This is a genomic window from Ruegeria sp. E1 (genome assembly GCF_056534225.1).
Genome location: NZ_JBQFPE010000024.1, coordinates 13,239 through 29,325, shown reverse-complemented (window position 1 = coordinate 29,325; position 16,087 = coordinate 13,239). Strand labels below are relative to the sequence as shown.

General features: G+C 58.3%; 14 protein-coding genes. 8 read left to right on the top strand and 6 right to left on the bottom strand.

Features of this window, described 5'->3' with window-relative positions; translation table 11 throughout:
- Positions 1-357: 357 nt before the first annotated feature.
- The 3 genes from katG to ACR0FG_RS20325 all read right to left on the bottom strand — a co-directional run bounded on the left by katG (position 358) and on the right by ACR0FG_RS20325 (position 4,754).
- Entirely contained in the window at positions 358-2,559 is a 2,202-nt protein-coding gene (katG, locus tag ACR0FG_RS20335; protein ID WP_480895150.1) for a catalase/peroxidase HPI, read from the bottom strand.
- A 319-nt stretch (positions 2,560-2,878) separates the two neighbouring features.
- Positions 2,879-3,862: a glycosyltransferase gene (locus tag ACR0FG_RS20330; RefSeq protein ID WP_480895148.1), complete on the bottom strand. Its 984-nt coding sequence runs from the start codon at positions 3,860-3,862 to the stop codon at positions 2,879-2,881.
- 31 nt (positions 3,863-3,893) lie between these two features.
- The gene (locus tag ACR0FG_RS20325) at positions 3,894-4,754 is read right to left on the bottom strand and encodes an SDR family oxidoreductase (protein WP_480895147.1); all 861 of its coding nucleotides are present in this window, start codon (positions 4,752-4,754) and stop codon (positions 3,894-3,896) included.
- A gap of 85 nt (positions 4,755-4,839) precedes the next feature.
- Here ACR0FG_RS20325 and ACR0FG_RS20320 point away from each other — a divergent pair, with 85 nt between their 5' ends.
- Complete coding sequence (locus ACR0FG_RS20320; RefSeq protein ID WP_480895145.1) at positions 4,840-5,472, top strand: class I SAM-dependent DNA methyltransferase; 633 nt, start codon at positions 4,840-4,842, stop codon at positions 5,470-5,472.
- Positions 5,473-5,478: 6 nt separating this feature from the next.
- On the opposite strand, the gene ACR0FG_RS20315 is transcribed toward ACR0FG_RS20320, so the two are convergent.
- The gene (locus tag ACR0FG_RS20315) at positions 5,479-6,474 is read right to left on the bottom strand and encodes a sterol desaturase family protein (RefSeq protein WP_480895143.1); all 996 of its coding nucleotides are present in this window, start codon (positions 6,472-6,474) and stop codon (positions 5,479-5,481) included.
- Complete coding sequence (locus ACR0FG_RS20310; protein WP_480895141.1) at positions 6,464-7,219, bottom strand: class II aldolase and adducin N-terminal domain-containing protein; 756 nt, start codon at positions 7,217-7,219, stop codon at positions 6,464-6,466. Before ACR0FG_RS20310 ends, ACR0FG_RS20315 begins: the two co-directional genes overlap by 11 nt.
- Before the next feature lie 120 nt (positions 7,220-7,339).
- Here ACR0FG_RS20310 and ACR0FG_RS20305 point away from each other — a divergent pair, with 120 nt between their 5' ends.
- The 7 genes from ACR0FG_RS20305 (at position 7,340) to msrA (ending at position 14,057) form a co-directional block, all read left to right on the top strand.
- Positions 7,340-8,221, top strand: coding sequence for a LysR substrate-binding domain-containing protein (locus ACR0FG_RS20305; RefSeq protein WP_480895139.1), 882 nt, complete (start codon positions 7,340-7,342; stop codon positions 8,219-8,221).
- Positions 8,222-8,330: 109 nt separating this feature from the next.
- Complete coding sequence (gene ade / locus ACR0FG_RS20300) at positions 8,331-10,133, top strand: adenine deaminase (RefSeq protein WP_480895137.1); 1,803 nt, start codon at positions 8,331-8,333, stop codon at positions 10,131-10,133.
- Positions 10,130-11,593 (top strand): AMP nucleosidase, encoded by a 1,464-nt coding sequence (locus tag ACR0FG_RS20295; protein ID WP_480895135.1) that lies wholly within the window; start codon positions 10,130-10,132, stop codon positions 11,591-11,593. Before ade ends, ACR0FG_RS20295 begins: the two co-directional genes overlap by 4 nt.
- A 130-nt stretch (positions 11,594-11,723) precedes the next feature.
- Positions 11,724-12,011, top strand: coding sequence for an HU family DNA-binding protein (locus ACR0FG_RS20290; RefSeq protein WP_170716872.1), 288 nt, complete (start codon positions 11,724-11,726; stop codon positions 12,009-12,011).
- 111 nt (positions 12,012-12,122) lie between these two features.
- Complete coding sequence (locus tag ACR0FG_RS20285; RefSeq protein WP_480895133.1) at positions 12,123-12,992, top strand: DMT family transporter; 870 nt, start codon at positions 12,123-12,125, stop codon at positions 12,990-12,992.
- Between the two features lie 106 nt (positions 12,993-13,098).
- Entirely contained in the window at positions 13,099-13,548 is a 450-nt protein-coding gene (gene msrB / locus ACR0FG_RS20280; protein WP_170716867.1) for a peptide-methionine (R)-S-oxide reductase MsrB, read from the top strand.
- Positions 13,545-14,057, top strand: a complete 513-nt coding sequence (gene msrA / locus ACR0FG_RS20275; RefSeq protein WP_480895131.1) for a peptide-methionine (S)-S-oxide reductase MsrA — start codon at positions 13,545-13,547, stop codon at positions 14,055-14,057. The genes msrB and msrA overlap by 4 nt, the downstream gene beginning before the upstream one ends.
- 26 nt (positions 14,058-14,083) lie before the next feature.
- On the opposite strand, the gene ACR0FG_RS20270 is transcribed toward msrA, so the two are convergent.
- Positions 14,084-16,087: a hydantoinase/oxoprolinase family protein gene (locus tag ACR0FG_RS20270; RefSeq protein ID WP_480895129.1), complete on the bottom strand. Its 2,004-nt coding sequence runs from the start codon at positions 16,085-16,087 to the stop codon at positions 14,084-14,086.

The window sequence follows — 16,087 nt, the reverse complement described above, 5'->3', positions numbered from 1 at the left end:
CACCGTCTCTCCGATGCGTCCAACCGTCTCTCCGGCCCGTCTCCGCCATTCCCAGCGTCCCAATCACAACCGCAGCTGCGCCGGTGAAGGGGTATTTACGGATTGAGTTCGGGACCTGCAACCCCCATTCTGAAAAAACTTCGCTTTTATCTTCGAAAACTGATACATCTTAATGATAACAATAAGTTAAGTTAAGATAGCTGCATCGAAGAACAACCATTCTTGCGCCGAAATGGTCGATGATCTGGTTTTTACACGGAATCGTACCCAATGCTTGGTATGTGTCGGCGACCCGGGCCACGAAAAACGCCGCCTCGGGTTCCCAAGGCGGCGTTTCAATTCGAGTCGTGAATAAGGTTACTTCAGATCAAACCGATCCGCGTTCATCACCTTGTTCCACGCCGTGACAAAGTCGCAGACGAACTTGCCCCCCGCATCGGCCTGTCCATAGACCTCGGCCAGCGCGCGCAATTGCGAGTTCGAGCCAAAGACCAGATCAACGCGGGTGCCGGTCCATTTGACGTCTCCACTGGCCCGGTCGCGGCCTTCGTAGACGCCATTCCCGGCTGGCTTCCACTCGGTGCTCATGTCCAGCAGATTTGTGAAGAAGTCGGTGCTGAGTGTTCCGACGCGGTCGGTCAGCACGCCATGTTTACTGTCGCCAAAATTTGCACCCAGAACACGCAAACCGCCCACAAGCGCCGTCATTTCTGGCGCCGAAAGGGTTAGCAGCTGCGCCCGGTCAACCAACAACTCTTCGGGAGAAACGCTGAAATCAGACTTCTGATAGTTGCGGAACCCGTCTGCGGCAGGTTCAAGCATCGCAAATGATTCGACATCCGTCTGATCCTGCGTTGCATCGGTACGTCCCGCAGTGAACGGAACTTCAACGTCGTGACCAGCGGCCTTGGCGCCTTGTTCAACGCCTACGGCACCGGCCAGAACGATCACATCGGCCAGAGACACTTTCTTGCCGCCCGACTGCGCATCATTGAACGCTTTTTGAACGCCCTCCAAAGCATCCAGCGCCTTGGACAGTTTCAGCGGCTCGTTGACGTCCCAGTCTTTCTGCGGCGCAAGGCGAATACGCGCGCCATTGGCACCGCCCCGCTTGTCTGAACCCCGGAAGGTCGAGGCCGAGGCCCAGGCAGTTGAAACCAGTTCGGATACCGACAGGCCGGTTGCCGCAATCTTACCTTTCAGGTCGGCCACATCCGCGTCGTCGATCAGGTCGTGATCCACCGCCGGAACATTGTCCTGCCACAGCAGTTCTTCGGCCGGGGCTTCTTCGCCGATATAGTTCGAGCGCGGTCCCATATCGCGGTGGGTCAGCTTGAACCATGCGCGGGCAAAGGCATCGGCGAACTGGTCCGGGTTTTCGTGGAAGCGCTTCGAAATCGGGCCATAGATCGGGTCCATGCGCATTGCCATATCGGCGGTGGTCATCATGGTCTTGACCTTTTTAGACGGATCATGCGCAGCCGGGGCCATGTCTTCTTCCTTGACGTTCACCGGCTCCCAGATCCACGCGCCTGAGGGGCTTTTGGTCAGGTTCCAGTCATAGCCAAACAGCAGGTCGAAATAACCGTTGTCCCACTTGATCGGGTTCGCGGTCCATGCGCCTTCGATACCGCTGGTGGTGGTATCGTCGCCTTTGCCGGATCCGAACTTGTTGATCCAGCCAAAGCCCATGTCTTCGATCGCACCCGCTTCGGGTTCGGGGCCAACCAGATCGGGATCACCTGCTCCGTGGGCTTTACCAAAGGTGTGACCACCAGCAACAAGCGCAACGGTTTCTTCGTCGTTCATGGCCATACGTGCAAAGGTGTCGCGGATATCACGGCCCGAGGCCAGAACATTCGGCTCTCCATCCGGACCTTCCGGGTTCACATAGATCAGGCCCATCTGAACCGCGGCCAGTGGGTTTTCCAGATCCCGCTCGCCGGAATAGCGGCTATGCGGGTTATCCGTCGGAGCCAACCAATCGGTCTCAGACCCCCAATAGATGTCTTCTTCGGGTGCCCAGATGTCCGCGCGGCCCCCGGCAAAGCCGAAGGTTTTGCCACCCATGGATTCAATCGCGCAGTTCCCTGCGAGGATCATCAGGTCAGCCCAAGAAATCTGGTTGCCGTATTTCTGCTTGATCGGCCACAACAGGCGGCGCGCCTTGTCGAGGTTGCCGTTGTCCGGCCAGCTGTTCAGCGGCGCAAAACGCTGGTTCCCGGTTGAGGCCCCGCCACGGCCATCCGCCGTGCGATAGGTGCCTGCGCTGTGCCAGGCCATACGAATGAACAGGCCACCATAGTGACCATAGTCTGCCGGCCACCATTCCTGAGAATCCGTCATCAGCGCGTACAGGTCTTCTTTCAGCGCCTTATAGTCCAGCTTTTGGAACTCGGCTGCATAGTCGAAATCCTCACCCAGCGGGTTCGAGGCGGGTGCATTCTGGTGCAGAATCGAGAGGTTCAACTGATTGGGCCACCAATCCCGGTTCGATCGGGTTCCGGCCCCATGCATTACCGGGCATCCGCCCGAGTTTGGGTTGTCACTACCGTCCATGTCTTTCTCCATTCTTGGCTGAGGCTCAATTGCGTCGCGCGGTCAAATAAAATTGGAATAACAAGGCTGAATGACGTTTCCGCAACAATCAATCCCGCAAGCGTCAAACAAGGGGATTGGTGGGGAGTATGCGGCCATGCCCGGATAATGCATCAGCGACTCGTTCTTCCTGTCTGCGGTCACGTTAGCAAGAATAAACCATGCGAATAAGTTTTGTTTTTCGATGGTATTAATAGGAATTAATTATAACTCTGAGCAGCTAATTTTTGTGAGGCATTCGCCGAATCAGGACGGGTGGCTTCTGAGGAATAAAAGCGTGCTAGTGACCGCTGACTTTCTTATAAAGAGCTGATTTGTATCCAAACGGAATGCCGATGACACCAATCAGCCAACCGGCAGATCGGGCCATCTGGATGTACCTGCGATCCGGTTGGAACGGCAGCAACAGGGCTGCGATGATCAGCGCCAATACCCGGAAGGGAATGGTGAGAAATCCAAGCGCTGCTGCAAACGGTCTGTTTTTCAGCTTTCGGCGCATATGTGTGTTGGACTGGTCTCGTCCGCGCGCCGCCTGATACCAGAAACTCAACCGTTCCGCAGGGATCGTCTCATAGACAAATGCATCGGCAACCCACCCGACCGGCAGGCCTTTGGCAACGGTCTCGGCGTAGAACTTTGCGTCGGTGCCACCGGTCATCCGCATGGTTTCGTCAAACCACAGCCCTTCTTCGGTGAACAGGCGTGTTTCGGCCAGCCAGTTATTGGTGACGATGGTCACACCGCCAGTGTCATTCAGGCTGGCCCGCTTTGCTGCCGCTTGTTCCTTGGCCAGATAACGGTTGCTGATATTACGCAGCATCAACCGCTGCGCCGCAGTCTCATCTCCACTTGGACCAGCAGCCCGCAGGGGTGCGCCCAGCAACACAGCCGACCCCGCGCGATACCCTGCAACCAGGCGGTCCAGCCAGTCTTGCGCCACAACCTCGTCGTCATCAACGAAACACAACAGGTCAGAGCCGCTGGCAATCGCCTCACGCGCGGCGCGATTGCGTCCGAAAGGGATGCCCAGTTCTGTCTCAAGCGTATAGTCAACAGGGGCACCATTCGGCAGAGCTTCACCAACTTTCTGCACCACGTGTTCGCTGTTGGGGGCGTTGTCGTTTTCCACCACCAGAAACCGCACCGTGCAATCCGCAGGGATCGCAAGCGCGCCCCAGCTCTGTACCAGCGCGTCCAGCATTTCGGGGCGCTGTCGGGTCAGCGTCGATACGGTGATCTTCAACGGAGCGGATCGATTGGTCATTGATTCCTATTCCAACCCAAAGGCGTTCACGCTACCTCTGGACCTCGTCTTTCTCGCGCATCAGAGCCTCTAGTCCAACCCGATAGTTCGGATACAGCAACGACACACCCAGCTCATCCTTGATGCGATCATTCCTGACGCGCTTGTTCTCATTATAGAAGCTGCGCGCCATCGGGGTCAGATCCGCCTGATCAAATGGGATGGCTGGCGGCATCGGCAGGCCCTGAAGCTGGGCGGCATATCCGATCACATCCTGAGGTGGCACCGGTTCATCATCGCAAACGTTATAGATCGCCCCCGGATTTGGCTGAACCATCGAAGCGGCCAGAACCTGCGCGATATCGTCCACATGAATGCGTGAAAACACCTGCCCCGGTTTGATAATCCGTCGCAACCCGCCGCGTCTGAGCTTGGAAAACGGCCCGCGACCGGGGCCGTATATGCCCGCGAGTCGAAAGATATGCAGGGGTAGACTCGGGATCTCAGACCACTGGCACTCAGCTAGTACGCGCCAGCGGCCGCGTTCAGCTGTTGGCGTGGGTGGCGTTGTCTCATCCACCCAATCGCCCTGATGATCGCCATAAACGGCGGTCGTCGACAAATAGCCGACCCAGGTGAATTGCCTGGCGCGCCTAGCGATCTCATCGCGCAGCGCAGCAAGGACCGGATCACCGTCAGAGGTCGGTGCGGTTGAAATCAGAAGATGCGTTACCCCATCGAGTTCCGGCACCTGCCCCGGCCAGACCAGCGGTACAGCGCCCGAGGCGCTAATGGCCCCAAGATGCGCCGCGTCCCGCGATGTTCCGATGATCCGCCAACCCGGTGCCGTAAGGCGGCGCGACAGGGCTCGGGCGGAATAGCCATGTCCGAAAGAAAGCAATGTACCAGTCATGATCCCTTGATGCGGCTGCGCACGCAGGGATGCAAGTGCCCAGGCCGCCCTTGATTCGAATCTATCTATGCGCATTCATTGATTTATGACCAGCAAATCGCCGAACCTTCATTCCGCCTATGCCTTGACCTCCGCCGAAGACAGCAAACGGCTCTATGCCGAATGGGCAGGGGATTACGACGAAGGTTTTGCTGCGCGCGAAGACTATCAGTTGCATGTTCACACTGCCCGCGCCTTTGTCAGCGCCGGTGGGCAGGGGCCCGTTCTGGATGTCGGGGCTGGCACGGGGTTATGCGGTGCCATCCTTGCTGATCTGGGCGTTGGTCCGATTGATGCCACCGATATCAGCGCTGAGATGCTGGATCAGGCGATGCGCAAAGACATCTATCGCGACGCAATCGAGGCTGATCTGAACTTCGGCATTCCGGTTCTGCGCGAAAGCTATTCCGGGATCGTATCGTCGGGCACTTTCACCCATGGGCATCTTGGCCCCGAGGCCCTGCCTGCTTTGCTGCGCGTTGCCCGACCGGGAGCACAGTTTGCCTTGTCGATCAACGCCAAGCACTATGTGGCGCTTGGCTTTGCTGACGCGCTGGAAAAATTGCAACAGGACCAGATCCAAAACCTGTCCCTGTCCGAGGTGCGCATTTATGGCGATCTTGCCGCTGGCCCCAACAAGGATGACGCCGCCTTGATTGCCCTGTTCGAACGTGCCTGATGGCCACTAGCCGAACATCCGCTTCTTCCGCGCCCGCGTCTCGGACGTTGCCTCGGGTGAGCCGTCGTGGAACGTGCCAAACCAACGATCCCATGGCATCTCCTGATTGCCATAGTTGCATTCGTAATAGCGGTGATGAAGCTGGTGATAGAACGTTCCCAATGCCAGCCGCCTTTTATCCTTGATCAACAGATCTTCGTAGCCGGTATGGGTCATTGCAGCGCCCGGGCCCTGAAACACGATGTGGAAATACAGGTGAATTGGGTGCGAAGGCACGATCCAGTGAATGCACAAGGTGGTGAGGTAGAAGAAATGTTCGACCGGGTGCATCGAAAACCCGGACCACGGGCCGATGTTGACGTTACGGTGGTGCAGGCTGTGGACCTTTTTATACAGGAACGGCTGATGCAGCAGCCGATGCACCCAGTAAAAGTGAAAGGCGGACCACATCGGGATCAGGATCAGCCAAAGAATGAACCAGACCGGGTTTTCGGCAAAGGTAATGACGGGCGCATAACCATTGGCCATCAGCCACATCGTCACCACCTGAAACCCGGTCAGTTGCAACACACCCGAACCCAAAGACCAGAACATATTGTCCAGCACCTGATCGCCGAAATCCCATAGCTTGTTGTTCTTGCCCTGATCCCGACGCTCGAATTTCAGTTTCTGACCCTGGCCTTTGCGCATGTAGAAATACCAGTGCAGCCCGCCGGCCACGGCAAAGATCATGACGAAATTGACCACCCAGATCTGAAAGATCCAGCCAAAGGCAAAGGTCTTGGCAGACTCAAGCGACGGGTAGAACACCGCCCACAGCAGAACGGCCAGACCCAGCATCAGAACCCGTTCGCTCAGGGTCAGCCAGTTTCGGGCCAGCCATCCCGCCAGATAGGCCGGGCGGGGGGGCCATTGAAAGATCGACGGATTGTGCAGTGGCAGGTCTGGGTGATAGTTCCACTCACGGCTCATATCCTGCATCTGAGAGGTATCAGGAGGCATAGTCCGATCCTTCGGCATCCAGCATCGCCTTGATTTCGCGCAGATGTGCTTCTGCCTGATCGGGATAATCATCCAACTCTTGCGCCGTCTTCTCGGCAATCTCATCCGACAGGACACGCAATTTCTGCCCGGTCTGCAGCGCCCGGATGTAAGTTTCGGCGGCGCGCTCGAAATAATAGAGTCTATTAAAGGCATCTGCCGGGCTGCTGCCAATCACCAGAACACCATGATTGCCCATGATCATGGCCTTCTTCTTAGGGTCCGACAGCATCGAAGCGCAGCGCTCGCCCTCGCTTTCAAATGCCAGTCCGCCGAATTCCTGATCAATCACATACCGGTTGTAAAACGTCGCGGTGTTCTGATCGATCGGCGGCAGCGTGCTGTCAGCCAACGAAGCCAGAACCGTTGCAAAGATCGAATGCACATGCATGACGCAGCGCGCATGGGGGCAGTGACGGTGAATCGACCCATGCAGCCCCCAGGCGGTTGGGTCTGGGGCGCCGGGTTGGTTCATTACGTCGGGGTCATTGGCGTCCAAAAGCAGCAGGTCCGACGCGCGGATGCGGCCAAAATGCATCTGGTTGGGGTTCATCAGGAACTGGGTCCCGTCCTCCTTCACGGCAAGGCTGAAATGATTGGCAACAGCCTCGTGCATGTTCAGACGCTCGGTCCAACGAAACGTCGCGGCCATATCGACACGCTCTGACCAGTGATCGATGTTCGGACGAAGGTTTGCGACGGTCATACTGGCTCTCCTCTGGGATTCGGCTGGTGCTTTGGCAAAAGCCTGCCTTCGGTTGTCAGGTTTGACCAACGAAAAAAACGTCATTATCTCATTAGCGAAACTTATGCCGAGGTTATGTACATGCAGAACAAGCTGCCGCCGCTGGGATGGTTGCGCACGTTCGAAGCCGCCGCGCGACACTTGTCTTTCACCGGGGCTGCACGCGATCTGAATATGACGCAAAGCGCAGTCAGTCAGCAGATCAAGTCGCTCGAGGGATATCTCGGCCAGCCCCTATTCTTGCGTCGACCCAAAGCACTTGAACTGACCGAGGCCGGGATCACCTATCTGCCTGTGGTGCGCGAGGCGTTTCGCACCTTGCTGCGCGGCACTCAGGCCGTCACCGGTGCGCAACAAAACGCGGTTCAGGTGCAATGCAACATCACCTTTGCCGTAAACTGGCTCGCCCCGCGATTACCGCAGTTTCGCGCACGCCACCCTGATGTGCAGCTGAATATCTTCACCGAATTGTGGGAGCCGCGCGAGATGGCCGAAGGTGCAGCGGTGGAAATCCGGTTTTCCCTGCGCCCTGCCGACACGGTACGGACCGAGTTGCTGTGCACCGATCACTATTTCCCCGTCTGCGCGCCGGGAATGGAAGTGACTTTGGATAATCTGCAACACCAACCCCTGTTTGACTGCTCAAACCTTCTATCGAACTGGGCAAGTTGGGCCGAAGATCAGGCTCTAACTTGGGGCAATCCGCCGATAACATATGCCACTACCTATCTGGTCTGCTTTTCCGCCGTGATGGCTGGTGCCGGATTTTGTCTGGCGCACGGCACCATCGCCGACGCGTTAATTGCGCAAGGTCGGTTGGTGGCACCGTTCAAACATCGCGCTAAGATGCCAGAAGCTTACTATCTGCTTCTGTCTCCTCAGGCCGAAGAAACGCCTGGCGCCCTGGCCTTTGCGGATTGGATTCGTGAACAGTTCGGAACGCAGCAATTGCCGAAAGCCTAGGGCCTGCGAGCGCAGGAATTGTTTCCTTTGAAAGCGGTCCTTTGTGATGGTTTCATGATACCCCGGATTGCGGGGTTGCACCTTCCTTCACATTGGGGAAAGTTGGGCCATGGAATACACACCTTTCCCCAGTTGGCCCGATGTCGCCCTCCGTCTGATCGCCGTTGCCGCAGGGCGCGACGCCGCCGATATGGTCATTCGCGGCGGTATTTGGGTGAATGTGCACAGCCGCGAGGCGCTGCCGGATCATGACATCGCCATCGCCGCAGGACGCATCGCCTTTGTTGGCCCGGATGCGTCGCATTGCTTAGGCCCCGACACTCAGGTCATCGAGGCGAACGGTCGCTATATGATCCCCGGCCTGTGCGATGGGCATATGCATATCGAATCGGGAATGCTGACCCCGGCCGAGTTTGCCCGCGCCGTCATTCCGCATGGCACGACCAGCATGTTCACCGACCCGCATGAGATCGCAAATGTGCTGGGGCTGGACGGTGTGCGCATGATGCACGACGAGGCGATGATGCAGCCGGTGAACATCTATACTCAAATGCCGTCCTGCGCGCCGTCTGCACCGGGGCTTGAGACAACGGGCTATGAGATCACCCCGGAAGACGTGACCGAGGCGATGGGATGGCCCGGTATTGTCGGTCTGGGCGAGATGATGAATTTTCCCGGCGTGATCCACGGTGATCCCAAGATGCTTGCCGAAATCGCCGCCACGCAACGGGCGGGGAAAACCGTCGGCGGGCATTATGCTTCACCTGATTTAGGGTCTGATTTTTCCGCTTATGTTGCCGGTGGCCCTGCCGACGATCACGAAGGCACCTGCGAGGCGGATGCCATCGCGCGGGTACGACAAGGGATGCGGTCAATGATGCGGCTGGGCTCGGCCTGGTATGACGTTGAAAGCCAGATTACCGCCGTGACTGAAAAGGGGTTGGACCCACGCAACTTTATCCTGTGCACCGATGACTGCCACTCGGGCACATTGGTGAAGGAAGGTCATATGAACCGGGTTGTGCGCCATGCAATCGACAGCGGCTGTGATCCCTTGGTTGCGTTGCAAATGGCGACCATCAATACCGCCTCACATTTCGGGTTAGAGCGCGAGATCGGCTCGCTCACGCCCGGTCGCAGGGCGGATGTTATTCTTAGCTCGGACCTGACCAGCCTGCCGATTGAAACCGTCGTAGCCCGTGGTCATATCGTGGCCGAAAACGGCGCGATAACCGTCGATTGCCCACATCTGAACTGGCCGGATACGGCCCGAAACACCGTGCATCTGGGTCACGCAATGACTTCGGCGGATTTTGAGATCAAGGCCCCCAAAGGGGCTAACCGTGTGCAGGCGAATGTCATCGGAGTCGTGGAAAATCAGGCGCCGACCAAGGCTCTGAAATCCGAGTTGCCGATCATCGGCGGTCTGGTCGAAGGCGAAGGCGATGTCTGCCAGATCGCCTTGGTGGAACGGCACCGCGCAACAGGGGGCGTCACCAACGCCTTTGTCTCGGGCTTCGGGTATCAGGGCAAGATGGCTATGGCCTCGACCGTCGCGCATGACAGCCATCATATGATCGTTGTGGGCACCGACCGCGAGCAGATGGCGCTGGCCGCAAACCGTCTGGCCGAAGTCGGCGGCGGGATCACCATCTTCCGCGACGGTCAGGAACTGGCACTGGTCGAGTTACCGATTGCCGGTCTGATGTCAGACAGCCCCGCCGCACAGGTCGCCGCCAAGGCCGAAGAAATGGTCACAGCGATGCAGGCCTGCGGCTGCACCTTGAACAACGCCTATATGCAGCACTCACTCTTGGCGCTCGTGGTGATCCCGGAATTGCGGATCTCGGACCTGGGGTTGGTGGATGTGCGAACATTTGAAAAGATTGACCTTCTGGAACCGTTGGCATGACAACAATAAAGACTCCCGACACCCGCCCATCCGAGCAGTTCACCGACCCTAAGGCTGCGGTGGCACGGCTGGAAGAACTATATGTACAAGCGACCCAGTTCCTGTGCACCTGCTTCGCCGAGGCTATACGCGACGGCGCACCCAATGCACGATTCAGAGCCTATTACCCGGAAATTCGGATAAAAACGTCCTCTTACGCTCAGGTCGACAGCCGCCTCAGTTTTGGCCATGTCTCGGAGCCCGGCGTTCACGCCACAACCGTGACCCGGCCCGATCTGTTCCGGTCCTACCTGACCCAGCAAATCGCCCTGTTGATCCGAAACCATGACCAGCCAGTGACCATCGGCGCGTCCGACACTCCAATCCCGGTGCATTTTGCCGTGGCCAACAACCCCGACCTGCACGTTCCACAGCAGGGCGCGGCGGGTTTCACGCTACGGGATGTCTTTGACGTCCCTGACCTGACGACCACCAATGATGACATTGTCAACGGCGTGCATGACCCCGAAGATCACGTTGGCCCGCTTGCCCTGTTTACGGCTCAGCGTGTGGACTATTCACTGGCGCGGCTGGCACATTACACGGCAACGGACCCCAGCCATTTCCAGAACCATGTTCTGTTCACCAACTACCAGTTCTACGTATCCGAGTTCGAGAACTACGCCCGCGAACAGCTGGCCGACCCGGACAGTGGCTATACCAGTTTCGTTTCGACCGGAAATGTCGAGATCACCGATCCGGCAGAGGCTTTGGAAGAACCGCTGAAGCTGCCGCAAATGCCGACCTATCACCTGAAGCGCGAGGATGGATCTGGCATCACGCTGGTCAATATCGGCGTCGGCCCGTCGAATGCCAAGACCGCCACTGACCACATAGCCGTACTGCGTCCCCATGCATGGCTGATGGTTGGGCACTGCGCCGGGCTGCGCAATACGCAGGCATTGGGGGACTTCGTGCTGGCACATGCCTATTTGCGCGATGACAAGGTGCTGGACGACGACCTGCCAGTTTGGGTGCCGATCCCGCCGCTGGCCGAGGTGCAGGTGGCGCTGGAACGCGCGGTGGCCGAAGTCACCGAACTGGTCGGCTATGAGCTCAAACGGATCATGCGCACCGGCACTGTGGCATCAGTAGACAACCGCAATTGGGAGTTGCGTGATCAAACCGGCCCGGTTCAACGCCTCAGCCAATCCCGCGCGATTGCACTGGATATGGAAAGCGCAACCATCGCCGCCAACGGCTATCGGTTCCGGGTTCCTTACGGCACGCTGCTTTGTGTTTCGGACAAACCTTTGCATGGTGAGCTAAAGCTTCCCGGCATGGCCTCGGCCTTCTATACCACGCAAGTCAGCCGCCATCTGGCCATCGGAATCCGAGCGATGGAGCACCTGCGAGGTATGCCGTTAGAGCGTCTGCACAGCCGGAAATTGCGTTCATTCGACGAAACGGCCTTTCTCTGAAGCAAAAAAGCAACGATTTCCCCATATTTTTAGGGTTTTCGGCGCTACTATTCGTTGTGTTTGGCCACAATATCCCGTTACAGTTACGCGGTGAGGCCCTATTTATCGGGCACGTTAAGGAGACCAAGAAATGGCAAAGCCTATGACAAAGACTCAGCTGGTTGCTGCTCTCGCTGAGGAAATGGGAACCGACAAGAAAGCCGCAAACGGCGCGTTGGAGGCCATCACCGGCCTGATCACCCGCGAAGTTTCCGCCGGTGGCGCAGTGACCCTGCCCGGCGTTGGCAAAATCTACTGCCGCGAACGCCCCGAGCGCATGGTACGCAACCCTGCCACAGGCGAACAGTTCAAGAAAGAGGCAGACAAAGTGGTCAAAATGACCATTGCGAAAGCTCTGAAGGACAGCGTCAACGGCTGATCCGCCGCAGACAGATCACAAGATCGAGGGGGTCGCCATCGGGCGGCCCCTTTTTCTTGCGGTTGGGTGAAAAACCGGTGACAGTCGCCCGGATGTTTTGGAGGGGCTGAAATGGATCTGCGCGCCATCGCCATGGGGCTTGTCTTTGCCTTTATTTGGTCCTCGGCCTTCACCTCGGCGCGGATCATTGTCTCGGATGCCTCGCCATTGTTTTCGCTGGCGCTGCGGTTTTTGATTTCAGGCATAATCGGCGTGGTAATCGCCCGGGCCATGGGGCAAAGCTGGCATCTGACGCGCGACCAGTGGCGGGCCACCATTCTGTTCGGAATATGCCAGAATGCCCTGTATTTGGGTCTGAACTTCTATGCGATGCAAACGGTCGAGGCCTCGCTGGCCGCCATTATTGCATCGACCATGCCGCTGTTGGTGGCGTTGGCCGGCTGGCTGTTGTTGAATGAAAAACTGAGGCCGCTGGGTGTCGGCGGCCTGTTTGCCGGGTTCGCCGGGGTTTCGCTGATCATGGGCAGCCGGATCAGTACCGGAGTCGACCTGTTCGGTGTCGCCCTTTGCGGCATTGGCGCGCTGGCATTGACCTTTGCCACCCTGGCGGTTCGGGGTGCCACGTCTGGCGGCAATTTCATGATGGTTGTCGGGCTACAGATGCTGGTGGGTTCGGCGGTTCTGTTCATCGCCGCGCCCCTATTTGAGACCATTTATATCCACCTGACCGTGCCACTGATTCTTGCATTCACCTACACGACGCTGTTCCCCGGCCTGCTGGCCACGCTGATTTGGTTCCTGTTGCTGAATCGGATCGGCGCAATCCGAGCCGCGACCTTTCATTTCCTCAACCCGGTTTTCGGCGTCGCCATCGCCGCGCTGCTGCTGGGCGAACGGTTGGGTCCGCTGGATGCGATCGGGGTGGCGATCACAACGCTAGGGATTCTGGCCGTTCAGCTATCGCGCCAACCTGCACGCTAAGCCCCCCCGGCATCCGCACGAGCGCGCGAGGTGTCTGTAATATGATTTTGATTTCTACCCGTTTGTGCCCAAATAGTAGCGCAAATCAATCAACACCGGAGGAGCCATGACCCGTTACACCAAAGACCCTGAGGCCATTGCCGCTCTGTCACCCGAAGAGTTCCACGTCACCCAACGCAGCGGAACCGAGCGTCCGGGCACGGGCAAGTTGTTGAACAACAAGGAACCAGGCATCTATGTGGACATCGTTTCGGGCGAGCCGCTGTTTGCCTCGACCCACAAATACGAATCCGGCTGTGGCTGGCCCAGCTTTACCAAGCCCATCGTGCACGAGCATGTCGAGGAACTGGAAGATCGGACGCTGGGTATGATCCGCACCGAAGTCCGCTCGAAACATGCTGACAGCCATCTGGGGCACGTGTTCCCGGACGGGCCGCGTGAACATGGCGGGCTACGTTATTGCATCAACTCAGCCGCGCTGCGGTTCATCCACCGTGACGATATGGAAGATGAGGGGTATGGTGAATTCCTGATTCATGTGGAGGAAATCCAATGACCGAACAACGTGCTGTACTGGCAGGCGGCTGCTTTTGGGGAATGCAGGATTTGATCCGCAAATTACCCGGCGTGGGTCGCACGCGTGTCGGTTATACCGGCGGCGATGTGCCCAATGCGACTTATCGCAATCACGGCACCCATGCCGAGGGGATCGAAATCTGGTTTGACCCCGCCCAGATAACTTACCGCGAATTGCTTGAGTTTTTCTTTCAGATCCACGACCCTACAACCCTGAACCGCCAGGGGAATGATCGCGGGATGAGCTACCGGTCCGCGATCTATTTCGTGGATGACTCTCAGAAAGACGTGGCCGAGGATACCATTGCTGACGTGAACGCCAGCGGGCTCTGGCCGGGAAAGGTCGTGACCGAAGTTGAGCCTGTTGGCGACTTTTGGGAAGCCGAATCCGAACATCAGGACTATCTTGAGCGTATCCCGAACGGTTACACCTGCCATTTCCCGCGTGCGGACTGGGTGCTGCCCAAACGGTCAAGCGCTGCAGAGTAACGCGATGCCCCCCGGCTTCCGGGGGGCTATCCCACTGCGACCCGAGGCCGCCCGCTGGCTTCAACCGTGATCAGTGCTTCGACAAATACTTCCTGCGCCTCGATCTTGGCGGTGCGGATGTCATGATCGACAACGACGCGGATATCTTCTGCTCCGGCGTCACGAACCGCGCCCTCGGCTTCGTTGCGCAGCACCGATTCCAACAGCTCTATCGCCTTTTGCGCGTCTGCAAGATCCTGCGGGCCGTCTGGCAGATGAACCCGAAACCGCCCTTCGGCAGGCGAGGTGACTGTACCCGCGCGGCGCAATGTTAAACGCCCGACAACCGCACCGATGGCATTGGCAACACCGGCATGTTCTGGCAGGATCATCCGGCATCGCAGCCGCTCGCCCACAGCGGGGTAGTAGCTTGGCGCAGATGCCCCCAAACCAACCACATCGACGTTCAAGGTCGTGTCCAGCGCCAGCAATCCGCGATGCCCAGCCAGTCCGCGCTGCGTCAGAACATGGCGCGCAAGCTCTTGTGGCGGCAAGTCAAACCCATTGGGCTCCTCGGCAAAAGCAGTCTCTAATAAGGTCAAAGACGTCTGATCTGTCAGCTGATCGATGATCATACGGGCCAGCACATCGGGCGAGCGGGCCAGCACCTCTCCCGAGCCGATGCGCCTGCGCCCAATCAGCTCCAACGCCTTTCTGGCTGCATCTGCATCCCATTCATCCAGCCGACCAAGTACGTGGCTGGCATCCGACGGCGTGATGCCCGATACCTGTACAATCCCCCGATCCACCAGCCTGTTCAACGCGCCATGCTCCATGCGCGTGCGCAACAATTTGGCCAGCGGCACAACCTGCTCGCCCAGCCGCTCCAGCAGCACCTCTTCGCGCGGACCAACACCATCGGTTCGAAGACCCGGCACTCGACGCGCGAAGCGGGTGTCGTGTTCGCCGACGGCTGTTGCCCGCAACTGCTCGTCCAGAACCGCGTGCACAATTTCGGGCGCTTCGGTCGCTATAAGAGACACCGGCAGAACCCGTCGCGGGCCAAGGAAAACACCGCCGGCCAACCCTTCGGTTACGACATGCACCTGACTGTCGCCGCCCAATCCATGGGTGCGCATGGCAACCGCCTCAACCATGGTACGGAAACCACCCACCTGAGCACCGGCCGGATCAATCGTCGGCTTGCCGTCGCGGATCAGGGCCACATCGGTTGTCGTTCCGCCAATATCAGAAACCAGCGCGTTATCGGCACCCGTCAACCAGCGCGCCCCGACAATCGACGCAGCAGGCCCGCTGAGGATGGTTTCAATAGGCCGTTCGCGCGCCTGTTCAGCGCTCATCAACGCCCCATCGCCACGCACCACCATCATCGGTGCGGTGATCCCCAACTCGATCAACCTGTCCTGAGCCCGCCCGATCAGGCGATCGATCATCCCGATTAACCGCGCGTTCAGAACTGCCGTTATAGCCCGCTTTGGGCCATTCAGCCGCGCAGACAGGTGATGAGAGCACGTGACCGGCGCACCGGTATGTTCAGCGATAATACGCGCCGCCTCCAACTCGTGCACCGGGTTTCTGGTGGCGAACTGAGCAGCGATTGCATAGCCCGAAACCCCGGAATGAGAGTCTAAAAAGGCCAAAAGCCCATCACGATCCAGCGGGGCCGCTTCTCCGCCTGCGTGGTTGTGACCACCAGCCAGCACCAGCGCAGGATCGCCTTTCAGTGCATCGCGCAGCCCATGCTTCTCAAGATCGCTTTCGCGGAACCCGATATAGATCAGCGCAACGCGACCGCCCTGCCCTTCGACCAACGCGTTGGTCGCAAGCGTTGTCGACAAAGACGCCATCCCAATCTGATCCGGCGACACGTCAGCAGACTCCAACACCGCCGAAATCGCCTTGCCCACACCGATCGCCAGATCTGCCCTCGTTGTCAAAGATTTGGCCGAGGCAACAACCTCTTTCTCATCCCGGATCAATACTGCGTCTGTGTATGTTCCACCCGTGTCCACACCCAATGCCAGGGCCAT

What these genes read in the sequence shown, in the direction of transcription:
- ACR0FG_RS20315 (WP_480895143.1), bottom strand. Translation starts at nt 6,474, where the DNA reads ATGCCTCCTGATACCTCTCAGATGCAGGATATGAGCCGTGAGTGGAAC.
- ACR0FG_RS20330 (WP_480895148.1), bottom strand. Translation starts at nt 3,862, where the DNA reads ATGACCAATCGATCCGCTCCGTTGAAGATCACCGTATCGACGCTGACC.
- ACR0FG_RS20320 (WP_480895145.1), top strand. Translation starts at nt 4,840, where the DNA reads ATGACCAGCAAATCGCCGAACCTTCATTCCGCCTATGCCTTGACCTCC.
- msrB (WP_170716867.1), top strand. Translation starts at nt 13,099, where the DNA reads ATGACCCGTTACACCAAAGACCCTGAGGCCATTGCCGCTCTGTCACCC.
- ACR0FG_RS20270 (WP_480895129.1), bottom strand. Translation starts at nt 16,087, where the DNA reads ATGGCCCTGGCATTGGGTGTGGACACGGGTGGAACATACACAGACGCA.
- ACR0FG_RS20290 (WP_170716872.1), top strand. Translation starts at nt 11,724, where the DNA reads ATGGCAAAGCCTATGACAAAGACTCAGCTGGTTGCTGCTCTCGCTGAG.
- ACR0FG_RS20285 (WP_480895133.1), top strand. Translation starts at nt 12,123, where the DNA reads ATGGATCTGCGCGCCATCGCCATGGGGCTTGTCTTTGCCTTTATTTGG.
- ACR0FG_RS20295 (WP_480895135.1), top strand. Translation starts at nt 10,130, where the DNA reads ATGACAACAATAAAGACTCCCGACACCCGCCCATCCGAGCAGTTCACC.
- ade (WP_480895137.1), top strand. Translation starts at nt 8,331, where the DNA reads ATGGAATACACACCTTTCCCCAGTTGGCCCGATGTCGCCCTCCGTCTG.
- katG (WP_480895150.1), bottom strand. Translation starts at nt 2,559, where the DNA reads ATGGACGGTAGTGACAACCCAAACTCGGGCGGATGCCCGGTAATGCAT.
- ACR0FG_RS20310 (WP_480895141.1), bottom strand. Translation starts at nt 7,219, where the DNA reads ATGACCGTCGCAAACCTTCGTCCGAACATCGATCACTGGTCAGAGCGT.
- ACR0FG_RS20305 (WP_480895139.1), top strand. Translation starts at nt 7,340, where the DNA reads ATGCAGAACAAGCTGCCGCCGCTGGGATGGTTGCGCACGTTCGAAGCC.
- msrA (WP_480895131.1), top strand. Translation starts at nt 13,545, where the DNA reads ATGACCGAACAACGTGCTGTACTGGCAGGCGGCTGCTTTTGGGGAATG.
- ACR0FG_RS20325 (WP_480895147.1), bottom strand. Translation starts at nt 4,754, where the DNA reads ATGACTGGTACATTGCTTTCTTTCGGACATGGCTATTCCGCCCGAGCC.